The organism is Streptomyces sp. L500 (assembly GCF_054551825.1).
In genome coordinates this window covers 1-20181 of the sequence record NZ_JBTOLC010000005.1, presented here as the reverse complement: position 1 = coordinate 20181, position 20181 = coordinate 1, and the positions used below count along the sequence as shown (strand labels likewise).

The 20181-nt window shown below is 72.9% G+C and carries 19 protein-coding genes; 9 read left to right on the top strand and 10 right to left on the bottom strand.

Features of this window, described 5'->3' with window-relative positions; genetic code table 11:
• Positions 1–5: 5 nt before the first annotated feature.
• Complete coding sequence (locus ACX9I7_RS07710) at positions 6–392, bottom strand: DUF4234 domain-containing protein (protein ID WP_387574486.1); 387 nt, start codon at positions 390–392, stop codon at positions 6–8.
• Positions 393–404: 12 nt separating this feature from the next.
• On the opposite strand from ACX9I7_RS07710, the gene ACX9I7_RS07705 reads away from it, so the two are divergent.
• Entirely contained in the window at positions 405–848 is a 444-nt protein-coding gene (locus ACX9I7_RS07705) for a hypothetical protein (RefSeq protein ID WP_459386884.1), read from the top strand.
• Positions 849–1018: 170 nt separating this feature from the next.
• The gene (locus tag ACX9I7_RS07700) at positions 1019–2773 is read left to right on the top strand and encodes an NAD+ synthase (protein ID WP_387574491.1); all 1755 of its coding nucleotides are present in this window, start codon (positions 1019–1021) and stop codon (positions 2771–2773) included.
• Positions 2774–2792: 19 nt separating this feature from the next.
• Here ACX9I7_RS07700 and ACX9I7_RS07695 read toward each other — a convergent pair whose 3' ends face one another.
• The 5 genes from ACX9I7_RS07695 to ACX9I7_RS07675 all read right to left on the bottom strand — a co-directional run bounded on the left by ACX9I7_RS07695 (position 2793) and on the right by ACX9I7_RS07675 (position 7999).
• On the bottom strand, positions 2793–3065 hold the full coding sequence (locus ACX9I7_RS07695) for a DUF2277 domain-containing protein (RefSeq protein WP_459386883.1): 273 nt from the start codon (positions 3063–3065) through the stop codon (positions 2793–2795).
• Positions 3013–4242, bottom strand: a complete 1230-nt coding sequence (locus ACX9I7_RS07690) for an MFS transporter (protein WP_459386882.1) — start codon at positions 4240–4242, stop codon at positions 3013–3015. The genes ACX9I7_RS07695 and ACX9I7_RS07690 overlap by 53 nt, the downstream gene beginning before the upstream one ends.
• A 162-nt stretch (positions 4243–4404) precedes the next feature.
• Positions 4405–5439, bottom strand: coding sequence for an endonuclease/exonuclease/phosphatase family protein (locus tag ACX9I7_RS07685; protein WP_189451849.1), 1035 nt, complete (start codon positions 5437–5439; stop codon positions 4405–4407).
• Positions 5440–5651: 212 nt separating this feature from the next.
• Positions 5652–6332: a TetR/AcrR family transcriptional regulator C-terminal ligand-binding domain-containing protein gene (locus ACX9I7_RS07680; RefSeq protein WP_387574502.1), complete on the bottom strand. Its 681-nt coding sequence runs from the start codon at positions 6330–6332 to the stop codon at positions 5652–5654.
• A 26-nt stretch (positions 6333–6358) separates the two neighbouring features.
• A complete protein-coding gene (locus ACX9I7_RS07675; RefSeq protein ID WP_459386881.1) occupies positions 6359–7999 on the bottom strand; it encodes a DHA2 family efflux MFS transporter permease subunit in 1641 nt (546 codons plus the stop codon).
• 261 nt (positions 8000–8260) lie between these two features.
• Between ACX9I7_RS07675 and panB the strand changes: the two genes are divergently transcribed.
• From panB to ACX9I7_RS07660, 3 genes are all read left to right on the top strand, one after another.
• Positions 8261–9130 carry a 3-methyl-2-oxobutanoate hydroxymethyltransferase gene (panB, locus tag ACX9I7_RS07670; RefSeq protein ID WP_387574506.1) on the top strand — a complete coding sequence of 290 codons (870 nt, stop codon included), beginning with the start codon at positions 8261–8263 and terminating at the stop codon, positions 9128–9130.
• Between the two features lie 107 nt (positions 9131–9237).
• A complete protein-coding gene (locus ACX9I7_RS07665; RefSeq protein ID WP_459386880.1) occupies positions 9238–10287 on the top strand; it encodes an ATP-binding cassette domain-containing protein in 1050 nt (349 codons plus the stop codon).
• Positions 10284–11108: an ABC transporter permease gene (locus ACX9I7_RS07660; RefSeq protein WP_189451854.1), complete on the top strand. Its 825-nt coding sequence runs from the start codon at positions 10284–10286 to the stop codon at positions 11106–11108. The genes ACX9I7_RS07665 and ACX9I7_RS07660 overlap by 4 nt, the downstream gene beginning before the upstream one ends.
• 69 nt (positions 11109–11177) lie before the next feature.
• Here the strand turns inward: ACX9I7_RS07660 and ACX9I7_RS07655 are convergent, their stop codons facing one another.
• A complete protein-coding gene (locus ACX9I7_RS07655; protein ID WP_459386879.1) occupies positions 11178–14645 on the bottom strand; it encodes an AfsR/SARP family transcriptional regulator in 3468 nt (1155 codons plus the stop codon).
• A gap of 110 nt (positions 14646–14755) precedes the next feature.
• Here ACX9I7_RS07655 and ACX9I7_RS07650 point away from each other — a divergent pair, with 110 nt between their 5' ends.
• On the top strand, positions 14756–15565 hold the full coding sequence (locus ACX9I7_RS07650) for a site-2 protease family protein (RefSeq protein ID WP_387574513.1): 810 nt from the start codon (positions 14756–14758) through the stop codon (positions 15563–15565).
• A 22-nt stretch (positions 15566–15587) separates the two neighbouring features.
• Here the strand turns inward: ACX9I7_RS07650 and ACX9I7_RS07645 are convergent, their stop codons facing one another.
• Entirely contained in the window at positions 15588–15779 is a 192-nt protein-coding gene (locus ACX9I7_RS07645) for a hypothetical protein (RefSeq protein WP_387574515.1), read from the bottom strand.
• Between the two features lie 146 nt (positions 15780–15925).
• Positions 15926–16642: an NADPH-dependent F420 reductase gene (gene npdG / locus ACX9I7_RS07640; RefSeq protein WP_387574517.1), complete on the bottom strand. Its 717-nt coding sequence runs from the start codon at positions 16640–16642 to the stop codon at positions 15926–15928.
• A 99-nt stretch (positions 16643–16741) separates the two neighbouring features.
• On the opposite strand from npdG, the gene ACX9I7_RS07635 reads away from it, so the two are divergent.
• Both ACX9I7_RS07635 and ACX9I7_RS07630 read left to right on the top strand, forming a co-directional pair.
• On the top strand, positions 16742–17368 hold the full coding sequence (locus ACX9I7_RS07635; protein WP_459386878.1) for a hypothetical protein: 627 nt from the start codon (positions 16742–16744) through the stop codon (positions 17366–17368).
• 204 nt (positions 17369–17572) lie between these two features.
• Complete coding sequence (locus ACX9I7_RS07630) at positions 17573–18865, top strand: MFS transporter (RefSeq protein WP_459386959.1); 1293 nt, start codon at positions 17573–17575, stop codon at positions 18863–18865.
• Positions 18866–19013: 148 nt separating this feature from the next.
• Here the strand turns inward: ACX9I7_RS07630 and ACX9I7_RS07625 are convergent, their stop codons facing one another.
• Positions 19014–19223, bottom strand: coding sequence for a hypothetical protein (locus tag ACX9I7_RS07625; protein WP_358626151.1), 210 nt, complete (start codon positions 19221–19223; stop codon positions 19014–19016).
• Positions 19224–19268: 45 nt separating this feature from the next.
• Here ACX9I7_RS07625 and map point away from each other — a divergent pair, with 45 nt between their 5' ends.
• Positions 19269–20126, top strand: a complete 858-nt coding sequence (map, locus tag ACX9I7_RS07620) for a type I methionyl aminopeptidase (protein WP_189451862.1) — start codon at positions 19269–19271, stop codon at positions 20124–20126.
• Positions 20127–20181 lie beyond the last annotated feature (55 nt).

The window sequence follows — 20181 nt, the reverse complement described above, 5'->3', positions numbered from 1 at the left end:
CGGGCTCAGACCGCGAGCGGCACCTGGGTGCCGGGCGCGGTCCCCCGGTAGTGGTCGACGATCTTGTTGAGCTCGCTCTGGTAGTACAGCGGCCACAGGCCGAAGAGGAAGATGAGCAGCAGGCCGAGACCGCCGCTGCAGCTGGGCTGGAGACCGGCCGCGCGCTGGGCGTCGGCGATGCGCTTGCCGGTGTTGTAGATGGACACGAACGGCGGAACGAGCAGGATGCCGCCGAACATGATGGTGAGCAGGCTGCCACCCGGGCTGATCTTTCGGCGGCTGTCGAACTCCGCCATCTCCTTGTGAATCTTGTAGTACCAGACCAGGAGATAGATCCCGAGGGTGATGATCGGCAGACCCAGCCAGACGCCGAAGATGTTGCGGCGCTTCATGGCCAGGCCGTAGTGGGCCGAGCCCTGCGGCTGCCCGTAGGGGGCCGGGGGCTGGGCGGCGGGCGGATAGCCGTAGCCGGAAGCCTGCTGACCGTAGGGCTGCGGCTGGCCGCCGTAGGCCGGCTGCTCACCGTAGGGCGACTGGCCGCCGTACGCCTGCTGGCCACCGTGGGGCTGCTGACCGCCGTAGGGCTGCTGCGGCGCGCCATAAGGCGGCTGCTGCTGACCCCCATAAGACTGCGCACCCCCATAAGGCTGCTGCCCCCCATAAGGCTGCTGACCGCCGCCGTACTGCGGCGGCTGCCCGCCATAGGGCGGCTGCGGCTGCTGCTGCTGCGCGTAACCGCCCTGGTACGGGCCGGGGGCACCCTGGCCGGGCACGGCCGGGGGGTAGGGACCACTGTCGGGAGGCTGCGGATTCCACTGCGGCGGCTGCGTGCTCAACGGGTCTCCTAGGGATTAATGCTGACAAAACATCACCCGACCCACGGCAGGACACCCCATGGGCAGATCGCGCAGCTTGTCACAAGATCACATTCCGTGGCCAGATCGGTACGGATCTCTCCCGAGTCGCCGTGGCCGCCCTCACACCACATCGCGTCAGTCAGACGATTACACTGAGGCGCGTGGCTCAACTTCGTCTCGCCCTGAACCAGATCGACTCCCGCGTCGGCGACATCGCCGGGAACGCCGAGCGGATCGTCCACTGGACCCGGCGCTCCGCCGAGCAGGGCGCCCACCTGGTGGCGTTTCCCGAGATGGCGCTGACGGGGTACCCCGTCGAGGACCTCGCCCTGCGCTCCTCCTTCGTCACGGCCAGCCGTGACGCGCTGCGCGCGCTGGCCGCCCGCCTCCAGGCCGAGGGCCTGGGCGAGCTGCCCGTGATCGTCGGCTATCTGGACCGCAGCGAGGAGGCCCGCCCGCGCCTGGGCCGCCCCGCCGGGGCCCCGCGCAACGCCGGTGCGGTGCTGCACCGGGGCGAGGCCGTGCTGACCTTCGCCAAGCACCACCTGCCGAATTACGGCGTCTTCGACGAGTTCCGCTACTTCGTGCCCGGCGAGACGATGCCCGTGCTGCGCGTCCACGGCGTGGACGTGGCGCTGGCCATCTGCGAGGACCTCTGGCAGGAGGGCGGCCGCGTGCCCGCCGCGCGCTCCGCCGGTGCCGGGCTGCTGCTCTCCATCAACGCCTCCCCCTACGAGCGTGAGAAGGACGACACCCGGCTGGAGCTGGTGCGCAAGCGCGCCCAGGAGGCCGGTTGCGTCACCGCCTACCTCGCGACGACCGGCGGCCAGGACGAGCTGGTCTTCGACGGCGACTCGATCGTCGTCGGCCGCGACGGCGAGGTCATCGCCCGCGCCCCGCAGTTCGAGGAGACCTGCCTCGTCCTCGACCTGGACCTGCCGGCCGCCCCGGCGACCGCCCCCTCGGGCGTCGTCGACGACGGCCTGCGCGTCGAGCACGTCACCGTCTCCGCCGACCCCCTCCCCGCCTACGAGCCGGAGTTCACCGGCGGCCTCGCCCCCCACCTGGGCGACGACGAGGAGGTCTACACGGCCCTGGTCGCGGGCCTGCGGGCGTACGCGGAGAAGAACGGCTTCCGGAGCGTCCTCATCGGCCTGTCCGGCGGCATCGACTCGGCGCTGGTCGCCGCGATCGCCTGCGACGCGGTCGGCGCGGACAACGTGTACGGCGTGGCCATGCCGTCGCGCTACTCCTCCGAGCACTCGATCGCCGACGCCGAGGAGCTCGCCCGCCGGACGGGCCTCCACTTCCGGACCGTGCCGATCGCCCCGATGTTCGACGCGTACATGGGCTCGCTGGGCCTGACCGGCCTCGCCGAGGAGAACCTCCAGTCCCGGCTGCGCGGCACGATGCTGATGGCGATCTCCAACCAGGAGGGCCACATCGTCCTGGCCCCGGGCAACAAGTCCGAGCTGGCCTGCGGCTACTCCACCCTCTACGGCGACTCGGTCGGCGCGTACGGCCCGATCAAGGACGTCTACAAGACCGGCATCTTCCGCCTCGCCAACTGGCGCAACCAGGCGGCCGCCGAGCGCGGCGAGACCCCGCCGATCCCGGAGAACTCCATCACCAAGCCCCCGAGCGCCGAGCTGCGCCCCGGCCAGGTGGACACGGACTCCCTCCCGGACTACGACGTCCTCGACCGCATCCTGGAGCTCTACGTCGACCGCGACCGGGGCCGCGCCGACATCGTCGCGGCGGGCTTCGACCCGGAGCTCGTCACCCGGATCCTGCGCCTGGTCGACACGGCGGAGTACAAGCGCCGCCAGTACCCGCCGGGCACCAAGATCTCCCCGAAGGGCTTCGGCAAGGACCGCCGCCTCCCCATCACCAACGGCTGGCGCGAGACGGTCTGATCGAACCCGCGACCCCTGATCAGCCCCCGGACGGGCCGGCCACCTGGCCGGCCCGTCCGGCGTTCGTGGACGAGTTCGTGGACGACGCACCGCGCACGACCAGCCCGGCCAGGAGCCGGTCCGTCGCCTCCGCCACCGCGTCCACGGCCTCGTCGAAGACGGCCCGGTTGTGGGCGGCGGGGGCGTGGAAGCCGGAGATCTTGCGGACGTACTGGAGGGCGGCGGCGCGGACGTCGGCCTCAGTGGGCTCGGGTGTGGCCGGCGGTCTGAGCGTCTTGATGCTGCGGCACATGCTCCAAGTGTGCCCCCGTGACCACACGCGAGGTCTCTCCCCGGTCCAGGGCGCCCGCGAGGACCGCGATCGCCAGGCCCACCACCGCCAGGGCCGCGCCCACCAGCGTGGGCGAGGTCCAGCCCCAGCCCGCCGCGATGGCGACGCCGCCGAGCCAGGCGCCGCCCGCGTTGGCAAGGTTGAAGGCCGAGTGGTTGGAGGCGGCGGCCAGGGTGGGAGCGGCCTTGGCCTTGTTCATGATGAGCATCTGGAGGGGCGTGCTGGTCATGGAGCCGGCGGCGCCGAGCAGGACGACCGTCACCAGCGCGGCCCACTTCACGTGCACGGTGAGGTCGAAGACGACGAGGACCGCCGCGAGGCCGGCCAGGGCTCCGTAGAGCGTGGGGCGCGGGGCGCGGTCGGTGAGGGGGCCGGCCGCGAGGACGCCCAGGGTCATGCCGGTGCCGAAGAGGGCCAGCACGAACGTGACCGAGGTTTCGGAGAAGCCGGTGACCTCCACCGCCATCGCGGACAGGTAGCTGTAGACGGCGAAGACGCCCGCGAAGCCGAAGACCGTGGTCAGCAGGCCCAGCAGCACCTGACGGCCGCCCAGGGCGCGCAGCTCCTTGGCCAGTCCCCCGCCCTGCTCGGGCGGCAGCTCGGGGATCAGCCGGGCGAGGGCGGCCATCGCCGCGAGGCCGATCGCGGCCACGACGAGGAACGTCGCGCGCCATCCCAGGTGCTGCCCGAGGAGGGTGGCCGCGGGGACGCCGACGATGTTCGCGACCGTCAGGCCGAGGAACATCATGGAGACGGCCCGGGCCTGCCGTCCCTCGCCGACCAGGCGGGCGGCGACCACGGACCCCACGCCGAAGAACGCGCCGTGCGGCAGTCCGGCCAGGACGCGGGCCGCGACGAGCGTGCCGAAGGAGGGGGCGAGCGCGGAGGCCAGGTTCCCGACCGTGAAGACCGCCATGAGCAGGATCAGCATCCGCTTGCGCGGGATCCGCGCGCCGAGGGCGGTGAGCAGGGGGGCGCCGAAGACGACGCCGAGGGCGTAGGCGGAGACCAGGTAGCCGGCGGTGGGGACGGAGGTGCCGAGGTCGTCCGCGACATTGGGCAGCAGGCCCATCATCACGAACTCGGTCGTTCCGATGCCGAAGGCGGAGACGGCGAGCGCCAGCAGCGCCAGGGGCATGAGAGGCCTTTCGAAGGGCGGAAGGATGCGAAGGGTGTATGGAGCAGCCTTCCAGCCTACGGGGTACGGCCACGGGCCCTTACCCGGGAGGTGAACTCCCGGGTAAGGGCCCGTAAAGGTCCGTGCCTCGGTCCGTAAGGGTCCGTGCCTCGGACCTTGGCCTCAGATCTTGACGCGGGCCGCCACCGGCAGGTGGTCGCTGGGCGTCGCAGGCAGGGTCCACGCGGAGACCGGGTCCATGCCGCGCACCATGATCTGGTCGATGCGGGCCATGGGGAAGCTCGCGGGCCAGCTGAAGCCGAAGCCGTCGCCGGCCGCGCCCTGGGCCGAGCGGAGCTGGGAGGTGACGGGGGCGAGGGAGCGGTCGTTCATGGTGCCGTTGAGGTCGCCGAGGAGGACGACCTTCTTCACCGGCTCGCGGGCGATGGCCTGGCCGAGCGCCTGGGCGCTGTTGTCGCGCTGCCCGGCGGTGAAGCCGGCGTTGAACTTGACCCGCACCGAGGGCAGGTGGGCGACGTAGACGGCCACCGGGCCCTGCGGCGTCTGGACCGTGGCGCGCAGCGCTCGGGTCCAGCCCATCTTGATGTCGACCGGCCCGGCGTCCGTCAGCGGGTACTTGCTCCACACGCCGACCGTGCCCTGCACGGAGTGGTACTTGTACGTGCCCGCCATCGCCTTCTCATAGCGCGAGGCGTCGCTGAGCTCCTCCAGGGCCACGACGTCGGCGCCGGAGGCGGCGACGGCCCGGGCGGTGCGGGCGGGGTCGGGGTTCTCGGCGTTGACGTTGTGGGTGGCGACGGTGAAGTTGCCGCCCTTGCCGGACTTGTCGGTCAGCAGCCCGCCGAAGAGGTTGACCCAGGCGACGGCGGGCAGCAACAGGGCGATCAGCGCGGTGGCCGAGCGGCGCCACAGCGCCAGGGCCAGCAGCACCGGGACGAACAGGCCCAGCCACGGCAGGAACGTCTCGGTGAGGCTGCCGAGGTTGCCGACCTTGTTCGGCAGGTCGGCGTGGATCAGCATCAGCAGGCCCAGCAGACCGGCGAGAACCGCGAGCACGACGCCGCGCCGCCAGATGCCGGGGCCCTGCCACTGGCGGCGCCAGCGGTCCAGCCGGCTCTGGAGCGCCGGGGCCCCGGAATCGGTCCGCGCGGGGCCCGCTCCCTCAAGGCCCGTCTCCTCCATGTGCGCCTGCGGCATCGGCTGTCCTCACTGCTCCATCGCTGCTCGCCCCCGGTACCGGACGATAGGTGATCATGGCACGCGGGGCTGACCCGAACGCTCCTGGCCGGGGCGTCGGGTGGGAGGACGACCGTCCGGTCCCACCGGGTTCCGCGATGCGGGCCCGGCACGGGATGCTGTGACAGAACGGGCACATGAGGACGTCCCAGGCCACCCGGAACCCTCCGGAATCAGGACTTCCGGCCCGGAACGGCGGCGCCGGACGACCCGGGCGAGTCACCTGGGCCGGCCGCCGGGCGGGCGCGCACGCCCTCCAGGACCGTGTCGACGATCTGCTCGGCCAGCCCCTCCGGCAGCTCCTGCCAGTCGTGGAGGATCGCGCGGGAGAGCATGGGGCTGACGAAGAGGTCGGTGAGGAGGTCGACGTCGAGATCGGCCCGGATCTCCCCCGCCGCCATGCCGCGCCGCAGCACCTCGTGGAAGGCGCGGCGCCGGGCGGCGACGACCGTGTCGTGGTACTCCTGCCACAACCGGGGGTGGGCGCGGACCTGCGCGACGGCCGTCCGCAGCACGGCCGAGGAGCGTTTGGCCAGGCCGCGCCGGCGCAGGAACTCCAGCAGGGCGACGAGGTCGTCGCGGGCCGGGCCGCCGGCGAGCTCGGGGGCGCCGGCGTCGAGGGAGCGCAGCACGTCGAGCATCAGCGCCTCCTTGCCCGCCCAGCGCCGGTAGACGGTGGCCTTGCCGACGCCCGCCTCGCGGGCTATCCGCTCCATGGACAGCTCGGCGACCGTCATGCCGTCCTCGAGGAGCCGCAGCACGGTCTCGATGACGGCCCGGTCGACGGCGGCGCTGCGCGGCCTCCCGCGCCGCTCCGCCGGAACGGGCACGCCACTCACGGGCCCGTCGCTCACGGGCGCACCGCTCACCCGCCCGCCGCTCACTGGCCCGCCCCCGCGCCCTCTTCCGCCTCTTCCGCCCTCTCCGCCGCGCCCGGCGAGGCAGCGCCCCCGCCGGGGCGGCCGGGCCGGCCGGCGGGCAGGAAGAGCGCGGCGACGAGCGCGCCCAGCAGGGCGACGGCGCTCGCGCCGAGGACGGTGACGTGCATGGCGTGGACGAAGGCGTCGCGGGCCGGGCCGACGAGCTCGTGGCCGGCCGGGCCGAGCCGCCGGGCGGCGGTCAGGGTGGCCTCGATGGACTCGCCCGCCGCGTGCCGGGCGTCCGCGCTCAGGCCGGGTACGGCGTCGAGCCGGTCGCGGATGCCCGAGCGGTAGACGGCCGAGAGGAGCGAGCCGAGGACGGCCACCCCGAGCGCGGCGCCGAGCTGCCGGAACGTGTTGTTCACGGCGGAGCCGGAGCCCGCCTTCTCCCGGGGCAGCGACTGCATGATCGAGACGGTGGCCGGCGGGCTGATGTGGGCCATCGCGGTGCCCTGGCAGAAGAAGAGCACCTCCATCAGCCAGACCGGCCCGTCCCGGTCCAGCAGGACGTAGCCCGCCATGGTGATCGCGACCATCACCATGCCGCCGGTGCACACCGCCCGCGCCCCGAAGCGGGCGACGGCCAGCCGGGCGCGCGGCGCGAAGACCATCTGGGCGGCGGCCAGCGGCAGCATCAGCAGCCCGCTGTGCAGCGGGCTGTAGCCGCGGGCGCTCTGGAGGTAGAAGACCATGAGGAACGTGACGCCCATCAGGGCGAAGAAGACCAGCGCCAGCGAGGTCACCGCGGCGGAGAAGGCCGGGTTGCGGAAGTAGCGCACGTCGAGGGCGGGGTGCTCGCTGCGCCGCTCGTGCAGCACGAACAGGGTCAGTACGAGCAGCCCCGCGGCCGCCGTGCCGTAGACCTCGGGCACGGTGAAGTCGGCGAGCCGGCCGCCCGTGATGATGCCGTAGACCAGCAGGACGAGCCCCACGACGGACAGCAGCACGCCGAGCGGGTCGAGCCGGCCCGGGCGGGGGTCCTTGGAGTCGGGGACGAGGATCGTCATCGCGACGAGGGCGACGGCCACGATCGGGATGTTGATCAGGAAGACCGAGCCCCACCAGAAGCGGCTCAGCAGCAGGCCGCCGGCGATCGGCCCCATGGCGATGGCCAGCCCGACCGCGCCCGCCCAGATGCCGATGGCCTTGGGCTGCTCCTCGCGCTCGAAGACGTTCATGATGATCGCGAGGGTGGCGGGCATCACGAACGCGCCGCCGAGGCCCATCACGGCCCGGTAGGCGATCAGCTCTCCGGGCGAGCCCGCCACGGCGGCGAGGGCGGAGCCGAGGCCGAACACCACCATGCCGAAGAGCAGGACCTTCTTGCGGCCCAGCCGGTCGCCCAGCAGGCCGGCCGTGAACAGTATCCCGGCGAAGACGAGCGTGTAGGCGTTGATGGCCCACTCCAGCTCGCTCTGGGTGGCGCCGAGACCGGTGGGGGCGGGCGCGGCGATCGTCTTCATCGCCACGTTGAGGACGGAGTTGCCCAGGACGACCATGAGCAGGCTGAGCAGCAGCACGGCGAGGATCGCCCAGCGTCTGCGGTGGACGGCCTCGGGGACCCGGCGGGAGGGGGGCGGCGCGGCCCCGGGGGTTGCCATGCGTCCACCCTACGGTTATTTCGAGACGGACCCGTTCCGTATTGAGCGGTCTTTGCACTGCCGCCTTTACGCAGCCGTCCTTGCGCAGCCGTCCTTACACCGCCGTCATTACGCCCGCGAGCGGGGCGCCACACACCGCATGCGTCGTACAAGAAGTTTCCCGGGGGGTCACTACCGCCCCCGGGAGGGGCGTGTCAGCATGGAGGTGATCCGGGGACGCCGTCAGGGCGCCTCGAGACGACGAACACAGGAGCCACGGCAATGACGCATGCCTTGAAGACCCCCGACAGCAGCCGCAAGAGCGACAAGGCGCTGTACGGAGGTACGAGTTCCCGGCGCATCACCGTCCGTGACATCGCCGCCGCCAAGGAGCGCGGCGAGAAGTGGCCCATGCTCACCGCCTACGACGCGATGACCGCCTCCGTCTTCGACGAGGCCGGCATACCCGTCATGCTCGTCGGCGACTCCATGGGCAACTGTCACCTCGGCTACGAGTCCACGGTGCCGGTCACCATGGACGAGATGACCCTGCTGTCGGCGGCCGTCGTACGCGGCACCAAGCGCGCCCTCATCGTCGGCGACCTGCCCTTCGGCTCGTACCAGGAGGGCCCGGTCCAGGCGCTGCGCAGCGCCACCCGGCTGGTGAAGGAGGCCGGGGTCGGCGCGGTCAAGCTGGAGGGCGGCGAGCGCTCGGCCCACCAGATCGAGCTGCTGGTCCAGGCCGGCATCCCGGTGATGGCCCACATCGGCCTCACCCCGCAGTCCGTCAACGCCTACGGCGGCTACCCGGTCCAGGGCCGCGGCGAGGAGGCGGCCCAGCAGCTGCTGCGCGACGCCAAGGCCGTCCAGGACGCGGGCGCCTTCGCGGTCGTCCTGGAGCTGGTCCCGGCGGAGCTCGCCGCCGAGGTCACCCGCATCCTCCACATCCCCACGGTCGGCATCGGCGCGGGCGTGGAGTGCGACGCGCAGGTCCTGGTGTGGACGGACATGGCCGGCATGACGCCCGGCCGCCTGCCGCGCTTCGTCAAGCAGTACGCGAAGCTGCGCGATGTCCTCGCGGACGCGGCCAAGGGATTCGCCGAGGACGTCGTGAACGGCGCCTACCCGGCGGAGGAGCACTCGTTCCACTAGGCGTACACGTCTAGTGTCGGCGGCCTGTCGGTGATCTGTCGGTGGGCCGCCGACGTCGTCCACAGGCTGTCGGCCCGATGTCAGTGCCCCCTGGCACCGTGGTGGGCATGACGCGAAACGACATCCCCCGCCGCGGCGGCAACGCGGTGGAAGTACGGGGCCTGGTCAAGCACTTCGGTGCCACCAAGGCCCTCGACGGGGTCGATCTGGACGTACGCGAGGGCACCGTCCTCGGTGTCCTCGGCCCCAACGGCGCCGGCAAGACCACGCTCGTCAGATGCCTGTCGACGCTGCTCCGGCCGGACGCCGGCAGCGCCCGGGTCGCCGGGTACGACGTGCTGACCCAGCCCCGGCAGCTGCGCCGGGTCATCGGGCTGACCGGCCAGTACGCCTCGGTCGACGAGAAGCTCTCCGGCGTGGAGAACCTCTACATGATCGGGCGGCTGCTCGACCTCTCCCGCAAGGACGCCCGCCGCCGGGCCGAGGAGATGCTGGAGCGCTTCTCGCTGACGGAGGCCGCCAAGCGCCCCGCCATGCAGTACTCGGGCGGTATGCGTCGCCGGCTCGACCTGGCCGCCTCCATGATCGGGCAGCCGTCGGTCCTCTATCTGGACGAGCCCACCACCGGCCTCGACCCGCGCACGCGGAACGAGGTGTGGACGGAGGTCCAGCGGATGGTGGCCGAGGGCGCGACCGTCCTGCTCACCACCCAGTACATGGAGGAGGCCGAGCAGCTCGCCGACGAGCTGACGGTCGTCGACCGGGGCCGGGTGATCGCGGGCGGCCGGATCGACGAGCTCAAGGCCAAGGTCGGCGGCCGCACCCTGCAGATACGCCCGGCCGACCGCGCCGAGCTGGCGCGGATGGCCGAGGCGGTGGAGCTGGCCGGGCTGGCGGGCATCGCCGGCGCGACCGCCGACGAGGCGGAGGGCGTGGTCAACGTCCCGATCGTCAGCGACGAGCAGCTGACCGCCGTGGTCGGGCTGCTGGGCGAGCGCGGCTTCGCCATCTCGGGGATCAGCACCCATCTGCCCAGCCTGGACGAGGTGTTCCTGGCGGTGACGGGCAAGAAGGCGTCCACCGGGGCCGAGCCCACGGACGCCGCCGGCAGCGACGACACCATCCGTACCGACGCACCCGAGGAGGTCGCGGCATGAGCGCGGCGACGATCGACGCGCCCGTGGCGGCGCCCGCCCACGACGGCCGGATCGGCCCGCGCGCCAACCTGCGGCACATCAGCGCGCTCGCGCGCCGCAACATGCTGCAGATCAAGGCGGACCCGGAGTCGATGTTCGACGCCGTCCTGATGCCGGTCATCTTCATCCTGCTGTTCACCTATGTCTTCGGCGGCAACATCGCCGGCAAGGGCCACGAGCAGGAGTACGTGAACTACCTGGTGCCGGGCCTGATGGCGATGATGGGCATGAACATCGCCATGGCGGTCGGCACGGGCGTCAACGACGATTTCAAGAAGGGGGTGATGGACCGCTTCCGCACGATGCCGATAGCCCGGTCCTCCGTCCTCATCGCGAAGATCGTCGTCGAGGCCGGCCGGATGCTCGTCGCGACCTCGATCCTGCTGGCGATGGGCTTCGCCCTCGGCCTGACCGTCCACACCTCGGTGCTCCACCTGCTGGCGGCCGTGGCGCTCGCCATGGCCTTCGGCGCCTCACTGATGTGGATCTTCATCCTGCTGGGTCTGACCATGAAGACGGCCCAGGCCGTCCAGGGGGTCGCCATGCTTGTGCTCATGCCCCTGCAGTTCGGCAGCTCCATCTTCGCCCCCACGACGAAGATGCCCGGCTGGCTGGAGGGCTTCACCAAGTACAACCCGCTCTCCAACCTCGCCGACGCCGCCCGCAACCTGATCAACGGCGGTCCGGTGGCCCACTCGGTGTGGATGACGCTGGCCTGGGCGGCGGCGATCACGCTGGTGACCGCGCCGCTGGCGGTGTCGAAGTTCCGCCGCAAGACCTGACGGCACGGCAGCCACCGGTCGCGTCATACGGCGCGCGACCCGGACGTTGCCGGTCCGGTCGGCGCGGGTTCAGACGAGGGCGGCCGCCTCCGTGGGGGAGAGGCGGGCGCCCTCGGCGTACGCGCGCTCGTACGCCTCGGCGCCGAGCTCGGCACGGGCCCGCTCCGCTATGCGTTCCCGGATCTCCCGCTCGTGCGCGATGACGAAGTGGCCGGGCGGCCGCTGCGTCACGGCGGCGCCCAGGAGCCGGGCCGCCCGCAGCGCGCCCTCCCGGCCGCCGGTCTCCACGTGGGCGAACGCGGCGGTCAGCAGGTGCACCGACGGCAGGTGCGCGGCGACCAGATGGACCAGCGGATCGCCGTCCAGCTTCGCCAGCCCCTCGCGCAGCTTGGGCAGCGCCTCCTCCGGCCGGCCCTCCAGGGTGTCCAGCCAGGCGGTCAGGCCCAGGATCATGCCCTCGAAGAGGGCCAGGTGACGCCGCCCGAACTCGTCGACCATGTGGCCGAAATGCAGGCGGGCCTCGGTGGTGCGGCCCGAGCGGGCGAGCAGGATGCCGAGCTGGACGTGGATGAAGGCGGCCGCGTCGGGGTGGTCCTTCTCCAGCGCCTCCAGCGCCTCACGGTACCGCCGCTCCCCCTCCGCCAGGTCGATGGCGCCGGCCTCCAGGAGCACATCGGTGAGCCGGGAACTCAGGTGCGGCACCTGCCCCTCGGAGCCGACGGCGCGCACCCGCTCGATCGCGGCGCGGTAGTCCTCGGCGGCGTGGTGGAAGCGGCCCTCCCGCTGGTGGGCCTCCGCCCGGCTGGACAGCGCCTCGGCGATGCCCCACTCGTCACCGAGCCGGGTGAAGATCTCCAGGCTCTCGTCGGCGTCCAGGCTGCCCTGAACGGCCCGTTCCGGCTGCTCGTTGAGCAGCTTGGCCCGCAGTTGGAGGGTGTTGGCGAGCTCCCATGTGTACCCGAGCTCACGGCAGCGCTCCACGGCCCGGTCCGCGACCGCGCACAGGTCTTCGACCGAGCCGGTCAGCAACAGCGCGAAGAACCACATCATCCCGGGCACCCGGCAGTTCTGCGGCTGCCCCTCGCCGTACGCGGTGATGATGCCCCGCAGCCGCCGCTGCGTCTCCGGGGTGCCCAACACCCGAAGGTCCGACTCGTTGTTGGCCAGCGCCAGCAGCCGCACCCCGCGCCGCGCCTCCAGCAGGACCTCCCCCTCCATCGGCGGGGGCTCGGCGGTGCACGACTCGAACAGCGGCCGGGCGAGCGGGACGGGCTCGGCGAACGGGTCCGGGCCCAGCCCGGCCGCCGCGTCGGCCCAGTGCCGGGCGTCGGCCCGGTGGTCGCGCAACTGCCAGAACCAGCCCAGGGACAGCACCAGACACAGCGCCTCCTGCTCGTCGCCCGTGGCGACGGCGTGGCGCAGGGCGGTGCGCAGGTTGTCGTGTTCCAGCTCCAGCCGGTCCAGCCAGGCGCGCTGTCCCGGGCCGCGCAGCGCCGGGTCGGCGGTACGGGCGAGTTCCCGGAAGGCCACCATGTGCCGGTGCTGGGCGTCCGCCCGTTCACCGGCCTCCTCCAGCCGCTCGGCGGAGTACTCCCCGACGGTCTCCAGCAACCGGTAGCGCATCTCGCCGTCCGCCGTGGGCACGGCCACCACCAGCGATTTGTCGACCAGCGAGCCGAGCAGCGCCGCCACGTCCGGGGCCGTGACGGCGGTGCCGTCCGCGCACACCTCCTCGGCCGACTCCAGGCCGCAGCCGCCGGAGAACACCGCCAGCCGGCGCAGCACCGCGCGCTCGGGTTCGTCCAACAGGTCCCACGACCAGTCGACGACCGCGCGCAGGGTCTGCTGGCGCGGCAGGACGGTACGGCTGCCCGAGGTCAGCAGCCGGAAGCGGTCGTCGAGCCGGTCGGCGAGCATGCGCGGTGTGAGCATCCGCAGCCGGGCGGCGGCCAGTTCGACGGCCAGCGGCAGGCCGTCCAGGCGGCGGCAGATCTCGGCGCAGGCCTCGGGGTCGTCCGCCACCCGGAAGCCGGGCCGGGCGGCCGCGCCCCGGTCGGCGAGCAGCCGCAGCGCGACCGGGTCGGGCAGCGGCTCCACGGGACGCACCAGCTCGCCGGGGACGGCGAGCGGTTCGCGGCTGGTGGCGAGCACGGTGACGCCGGGGCAGTGGGCGAGGAGCGTCTCGGCGAGCCGGGCGGCGGCGTCGATCACGTGCTCGCAGTTGTCGAGGACGAGCAGCATCCGGCGCCGCTCGCAGTGCTCGGCGACCCGGGCCAGGGGGTCGAGCGCGGTGGCGTCGGTGGCCGCCCGGAGCCCCTCGGCGGTGGTGCCGCGCACCACGGTCTCGCGGGCGCCGAGGGCGGTCAGCACCGCCTCGGGCACGGTGGCCGGGTCGTCGACGGGCGCGAGCTCGGCGAACCACACGCCGTCGGGCCACGGCCCGGCGGCGGTCTCGGCGGCCTCCTGCGACAGCCGGGTCTTCCCGGCGCCACCGGGGCCGAGGAGGGTGACCAGGCGGTGCCGCGTCAGGTCCTCCCGGATGCGGTCGATGTCGTCCTCACGCCCGACGAAGGAGGTGAGGCGGGCGCGGAGGTTGCCACGATGCGCTCTGTCCGGCACCGCCGGGCTCGCCGCTCCTTCCCCGGTCCGGGCTTCCGGGGGGCCGGGGGCGTGCCCCCGGGAAACGGGAAGGGGCGGGACTGGGGCACCCTCCCCGCCGCCACGGCGATCGGCCACGACGCTCGTGACCGGCGGTGCCGAACCGGCCTCGGCCGACCCCGAGGGCTCCGACCCCGAAAGCAGCTCCGCGTGGAGCGCACGCAGCTCGGGCCCCGGTTCCGTCCCGAGGCGATCGGCCAGGTGCCGGCGCACGGCCTCGTACGCGGCGAGCGCCTCCGCCGGCCGCCCCGCCGCGCGCAGCGCGCGCAGGCGGAGGGCGTGGAGGGGCTCGTCGAGCGGGTGCTCGGCGCACAGCTCGGCCAGGGCGGGCAGAGCCCCGGCCGCGTCGCCGAGGGCCACCGTCGCGGCCAGCCGGGCGCGGCGGGCGGCGAGGCGGCGGGCCTCGGGCCGGGCGCCGGCCGTGGCGGTGGCGCCCGGCAGGTCGGCGAGGGCCGGGCCGCGCCAGAGGGCGAGGGCGTCGTCGAGGAGGACCGCCGCCTTCGCGGGGTCGCCGTCGGCGAGCGCCCGTTCCCCCTCGTCGGCGAGGCGCTCGAAGCGGTGGAGGTCGACGTCGTCGGGCTCGGCGCACAGCCGGTAGCCGCCGGGCGCGGAGGCCACCGCCTCCCGGCCGACGACCCGGCGCAGCCGTCCGACGAGCGCCTGGAGGGCGCCCGTCGCGTCGGCGGGCGGCTCGCCGTCCCAGACGGCGTCGATCAGCGCGGGCACGCTCTGGATCCGTCCGGGGCGAAGAGCCAGCGCCGCCAGGAGCGCGCGCAGCCGGGAACCGCCGAGGGCCAGGGGCTGACCGTCGTCGGAGTGGGCCGAGGTGGTGCCAAGGATGCCGTAACGCACCGGCCCATTGTCCCGTGTCCGGTACATGATCGAGCAGTCGGCCACTACGCGTGGCCCGGGCCCACCGAGTACGGTCACCCGGTACGTTCGTACGCCCGGACAATTCCCACGGTCCAGACGAGTTCAGGAGCAGCGGCATGGCAACGCAAGCGACCCGTGGCGAAGGGCGAGTGAGCCCTGTCTTCCTCGCCCTCGTCGCCATCATGGCGGTCTCCATATGGGCGGTGTGGACGGACTACTCGGCGTCGCCGGGCTTCGCGGTCTTCCTCTTCGTCGTCTCGGCCTGGATCGTCTCGCTGTGCCTCCACGAGTACGCGCACGCCCGCACGGCCCTCCACGGCGGTGACATCACGATCGGGTCGAAGGGCTATCTCACCCTCAACCCGCTCAAGTACACCCACGCGCTGCTGAGCATCGTGCTGCCGGTGGTCTTCGTGATCATGGGCGGGATCGGTCTGCCGGGCGGTGCCGTCTTCATCGAGCGCCACCGCATCCGGGGCCGCTGGAAGCACAGCCTGATCTCCGCCGCCGGCCCGCTCACGAACCTCGTGTTCGCGGTCGTGGTCACCGCCCCGTTCTGGCTGCACGCGCTGGACGGCGTCCCGGACCACTTCCGCTACGCCCTCGCGTTCCTGGCCCTGCTGGAGGTCACCGCCACGATCCTGAACCTGCTGCCGGTGCCTGGCCTGGACGGCTACGGGATCATCGAGCCGTGGCTGTCGCCGAAGGTGCGCCGGCAGGTGGAGCCCTTCGCGCCGTTCGGGCTGCTCGCGGTCTTCGGCTTCCTGTGGATCCCCGAGGTCAACCACGCGTTCTTCGACATGGTCGACGCGGTCCTGCGGACCCTGGGCATCACGGAGTGGGACACCTACTGGGGCCAGGAGCTGTTCCGCTTCTGGCAGGGGACGCCGGAGATCCCGCCGCTGAACGCGCTCGACCTGGGCTGACCGGCAGCTCGCGCCGGGCGCGTCAGCGCCCGGCGGCGGCCGCGGCAGCCTTGTCGTTCTTCGCCTTGCGCACGTAGTACCAGGCGATGTTGGACGAGACGCCCAGCAGCAGGATCCACACGACGCCGAGCCAGCTGCCCCGCGCGAACGAGACGACGGCCGCGGCGACGGCGAGGACGCAGACGGCGAAGGCGTAGAGGGCGAGGCGGGGCATGGGGGCGGCTCCTACTCCGGGTCCGGGGCGCATGTGCGTACGATCCCGGTCATTGTCCCCCATGCCCGCCGGCCGCCGGACGCCGGTGACACCGGACGCCGGACGCCCGGTGACACCGGACGCCGGACGCCCGGTGACGCCGGCTGTCAGACGTCGGTGACGCGCAGGCCCGCGTGCGCCTTGTAGCGGCGGTTGGCGGAGATCAGGTTGGCGACGAGCGACTCGACCTGGTGGGCGTTGCGCAGCCGGCCCGCGTAGACGCCGCGCATCCCGGGGATCCGGCCGGCGAGGGCCTGCACGACGTCGGTGTCGGCCCGCTTCTCGCCCAGCACCATCACATCGGTGTCGATCTCCGCGACCTCGGGGTCGGAGAGCAGCACGGCGGACAGGTGGTGGAAGGCGGCGGTCACCCGCGACTCCGGCAGCAGCGCGGCGGCCTGCTGGGCTGCGCTGCCCTCCTCCGGCTTGAGCGCGTAGGCGCCCTGCTTGTCGAAGCCGAGCGGGTTCACGCAGTCGACGACCAGCTTGCCCGCGAGCTCCTCGCGCAGCGCCTCAAGGGTCTTGGCGTGGCCCTCCCACGGCACCGCGACGATCACGATGTCGCTGCGCCGCGCGCACTCGGCGTTGTCGAGCCCCTCGATCCCTAGGCCCAGCTCCTCCGCCGCCGCCTGGGCGCGTTCGGCCGCGCGGGAGCCGATGATCACCTGCTGGCCGGCCTTGGCCAGCCGGTAGGCGAGGCCGCGGCCCTGGTCACCGGTGCCGCCGAGGACGCCGACCACCAGGCCGGACACGTCGGGAAGGTCCCAAGGGTCCTTCGCGGGCACCTTCTTGGCGTCTTCCTTGGCTGCTTCAGAAGTAGTCATGACAGCGATACTGTCACGCCCGCGTCCCGCCACGTCCGAACGGGTGAGCCATTCACCAACTCCGCTTTCGGATGAGGCGGTTGGGGCAGGATGCGGCGCATGGACGCCGTAAGGGTCGCGCTGCTGCGCGAGGCACTGGCCGGGACCGAGTGGGTGCGCGACACCCGCCGCTTCGCGGGGACGCTGCGCGGCTCGGTCGGGGCGCACGGCGGCGGGCTGCTGCTGGTGGGGACGGCCCACTACGAGCCCTGGCACCTGGCCGCGCACCTGGACGACGAGGCCGCCTGGTCCGGTATGCCGGAGCTGTCCCCCACGCTCGTCCGGCACCGCCCGCCGCCCGGCGCGCCCGCGCACCTGTCGGTGGGCCTGGGCAGGCTGGAGGCGGCGGGACGCGGGGAGACGCTGCTGGTGGTGGCGGAGGGGAACGCCGGCGAGGGGCTGCTGGAACGGGTGCACGACGCCCGGCGCGGCGGGGCGACGGTACTGGCCCTGGACGGGACGGCCGACGGCGGTCCGGAGCCCGTGGCGCACCGGGACCTGTGCTCGCTCGCCCATGACGCGCTGGCCGTGCCGGACTCGGCGGGCCTGGACCTCGACACGGTGCAGCACCTGGTCAGCGCGGCCGCCGGGGAGAACGGGCCGCTGCCGGGCGCGCGGGGGCGCCGCTTCCGCGACCGGCTGTCGCGGCTGGTGGACCAGCTGGCGGCGCCGCCGCACCGGTGGTGAGCGGTACGGGCGGGCGGTGAGCGCTGCGCGCGAGCGGCGGGCCCGCTGGCGGCGGGCGGTAAAACGGTTTGCTCCGGGCCCGCGCGGTCCGGACCATGGTGCTCCGTGACCGAGCACCATCCCCCTCCCTCAGCCGCCCCCTCCGACGACTCCTCCTCGGACTCGCCCTCCGACGCCTCCTCCTCGGACGCCTCCCCCGGCCGGATACGCGCCCTGCTGCCCGACCTCGCCCCCTGGCACTCCTCCCCGGACTTCCGCCGCATGTGGCTGGCGGGCCTCGTCACGGTCTTCGGCAGCTTCCTGACCTTCATCGCGCTGCCGCTCCAGCTCAAGGAGCTCACCGGCTCGGCCCTCGCGGTGGGCGCGGTCGGCGCGGTCGAGCTCGTACCGCTGATCGTCTTCGGCCTCTACGGCGGCGCGCTCGCCGACGCCCTGGACCGCCGCAAGCTGATCCTGTGGACGGAGGCGGGGCTCGCCGTCCTGAGCGCGCTGCTGCTGCTCAACACACTGCTGCCGCATCCCATGATCTGGCCGCTCTACGTGGTGGCCGCGCTGGTCAGCGCGCTCACGGGACTTCAGCGGCCGGCGCTCCAGGCGATCGTCCCCCGGATCGTGGCGCACGAGCAGCTGCCCGCCGCGATCGCGCTGAACTCGATGCGCTGGCAGCTCGGGGCCATCGTCGGCCCCTCCCTGGCGGGCGTCGTCATCGCCTTCGCCGGGCTGCCGCTGGCCTACGGGCTGGACGTGGCCACCTTCACCGTCTCCCTCGTCCTGACCGCCGGGCTCTCCCCCTCCCCCGCCTCGCACGACGCCGAGAAGCCGTCGCTGCGCGGCATCGTGGAGGGCGCGCGCTACGCGTGGGGCCGCAAGGAACTGCTCGGCACGTACGCGGTGGACCTGGCGGCGATGTTCTTCGCGATGCCCACCGCGATCTTCCCGTTCCTGGCGGACGAGCTCCACGCCCCCTGGGCGCTGGGCCTGATGTACGGGGCGGGCGCGGTCGGCTCCCTCGTGGTCAGCCTGACCAGCGGCTGGGTCTCCCGCGTCCACCGGCACGGCCGGATGGTCGTCCTCGCGGCGGCGGGCTGGGGCGCGGCCATGGCGGTGGCGGGGTGGCTGGACGACATCTGGCCGGTGCTGTTCTTCCTGGCCGTGGCGGGCGGCTGCGACACGGTGAGCGGCCTGTTCCGCTCGGCGATCTGGGACCAGACCATCCCGGACGAGCTGCGCGGCCGCCTCGCGGGCATCGAGCTGCTGTCCTACTCGGTCGGCCCGCAGCTCGGCCAGGTCCGCGCGGGCGGCATGGCCACGCTGACGGGCGTCCGCACGTCCGTCTGGGCGGGCGGCCTGGCGTGCGTGGCGGCGGTGGGCCTGCTGGCGGTGTCGCTGCCCAAGCTGATGGCCTACGACCAGCGGACGGATCCGCACGCGGAGGCGATGCGGCGCCGCAAGGCGGCGGGGGCGACCGGGCCGGACGCGGTGGCGGAGGCGGCCTGAGGCCGTCCGGCACCGCCGGACTCCGCGGCCGGGGGTTGCTCGCCGTCGCGGCGGGAGGATGCCCCAGCCCCGCCCTTTCACTGTTTCCCGGGGGCAAGCCCCCGGCCCCCCCCCGGAGGGGCGAGGGACTTCGCCCCAGGTGGAGGGACTACCCCTCGTCCTTCCAGCGCGGATCCTCCCGCCACTCCTCCTCCCGCTCGCGCGCCGTCTCCATCGCGTGGGACGCCTCCTCGCGCGAGCCGTACGGGCCCATGCGGTCCGCCGCCCGGCACTCCGGGCCCTCCTCGACCGTGCCGTGCTTGAGGCAGTAGTACCACTCGCCCGGTTTCCCGGCCGCGCGCCGCTTGAACAGTGCCATCAGCTCTCCTCCAGCGTGTGTTCCATCGCAACTACACTCGCAGACATGTCTGGCCAGTCGCTTCTTGTCCCGGGGAGACTCTCCCCCACCCGCCCCGTTCCCGCCTCGATCCGGCGCCCCGAGTACGTGGGGAAGCCGGCGCCGACCCCGTACGACGGCCCCGAGGTCCAGGACGCCGAGACCATCGAGAAGATGCGGATCGCGGGCGGCATCGCCGCGCGGGCGATGGAGGAGGCGGCCAAGCACATCGCCCCCGGCGTCACCACCGACGAGCTGGACCGCGTCGCGCACGAGTACATGTGCGACCACGGCGCCTACCCCTCCACGCTCGGCTACCGAGGCTTCCCCAAGTCGCTGTGCGCCTCGATCAACGAGGTCATCTGCCACGGCATCCCCGACTCGACCGTGCTGCGCGACGGCGACATCGTCAATCTCGACGTGACGGCCTACATCGGCGGCGTGCACGGCGACAACAACGCCACCTACCTCTGCGGCGACGTGGACGAGGAGTCGCGCCTGCTCGTCGAGCGCACGCGCGAGGCGCTCAACCGGGCGATCAAGGCCGTCAAGCCGGGCCGCCGGATCAACATCATCGGCCGCGTCATCGAGTCGTACGCCAAGCGCTTCGGCTACGGCGTCGTGCGCGACTTCACCGGGCACGGCATCAACTCGTCCTTCCACTCCGGCCTGATCGTCCCCCACTACGACAGCCCCCACCACGACACGCTCATCCAGCCGGGCATGACCTTCACGATCGAGCCGATGCTGACGCTGGGCACGCACGAGTACGACATGTGGGAGGACGGCTGGACGGTCGTCACCAAGGACCGGAAGCGGACGGCCCAGTTCGAGCACACGCTCGTTGTGACGGAATCGGGTGCGGAGATCCTGACCTTGCCGTAACGTGACAGCAGGATTTTGCCGACAGCATGTCGGGAAGCAATTGACTTAGGTAAGC

Excerpts from the sequence above, each read along its gene's own strand:
- ACX9I7_RS07710 (WP_387574486.1), bottom strand. The coding sequence starts at position 392 with ATGAAGCGCCGCAACATCTTCGGCGTCTGGCTGGGTCTGCCGATCATC.
- ACX9I7_RS07695 (WP_459386883.1), bottom strand. The coding sequence starts at position 3,065 with ATGTGCCGCAGCATCAAGACGCTCAGACCGCCGGCCACACCCGAGCCC.
- ACX9I7_RS07690 (WP_459386882.1), bottom strand. The coding sequence starts at position 4,242 with ATGCCCCTGGCGCTGCTGGCGCTCGCCGTCTCCGCCTTCGGCATCGGA.
- ACX9I7_RS07685 (WP_189451849.1), bottom strand. The coding sequence starts at position 5,439 with ATGCCGCAGGCGCACATGGAGGAGACGGGCCTTGAGGGAGCGGGCCCC.
- ACX9I7_RS07675 (WP_459386881.1), bottom strand. The coding sequence starts at position 7,999 with ATGGCAACCCCCGGGGCCGCGCCGCCCCCCTCCCGCCGGGTCCCCGAG.
- panB (WP_387574506.1), top strand. The coding sequence starts at position 8,261 with ATGACGCATGCCTTGAAGACCCCCGACAGCAGCCGCAAGAGCGACAAG.
- ACX9I7_RS07665 (WP_459386880.1), top strand. The coding sequence starts at position 9,238 with ATGACGCGAAACGACATCCCCCGCCGCGGCGGCAACGCGGTGGAAGTA.
- ACX9I7_RS07660 (WP_189451854.1), top strand. The coding sequence starts at position 10,284 with ATGAGCGCGGCGACGATCGACGCGCCCGTGGCGGCGCCCGCCCACGAC.
- ACX9I7_RS07655 (WP_459386879.1), bottom strand. The coding sequence starts at position 14,645 with ATGTACCGGACACGGGACAATGGGCCGGTGCGTTACGGCATCCTTGGC.
- ACX9I7_RS07650 (WP_387574513.1), top strand. The coding sequence starts at position 14,756 with ATGGCAACGCAAGCGACCCGTGGCGAAGGGCGAGTGAGCCCTGTCTTC.
- ACX9I7_RS07645 (WP_387574515.1), bottom strand. The coding sequence starts at position 15,779 with ATGCCCCGCCTCGCCCTCTACGCCTTCGCCGTCTGCGTCCTCGCCGTC.
- npdG (WP_387574517.1), bottom strand. The coding sequence starts at position 16,642 with ATGACTACTTCTGAAGCAGCCAAGGAAGACGCCAAGAAGGTGCCCGCG.
- ACX9I7_RS07635 (WP_459386878.1), top strand. The coding sequence starts at position 16,742 with ATGGACGCCGTAAGGGTCGCGCTGCTGCGCGAGGCACTGGCCGGGACC.
- ACX9I7_RS07625 (WP_358626151.1), bottom strand. The coding sequence starts at position 19,223 with ATGGCACTGTTCAAGCGGCGCGCGGCCGGGAAACCGGGCGAGTGGTAC.
- map (WP_189451862.1), top strand. The coding sequence starts at position 19,269 with ATGTCTGGCCAGTCGCTTCTTGTCCCGGGGAGACTCTCCCCCACCCGC.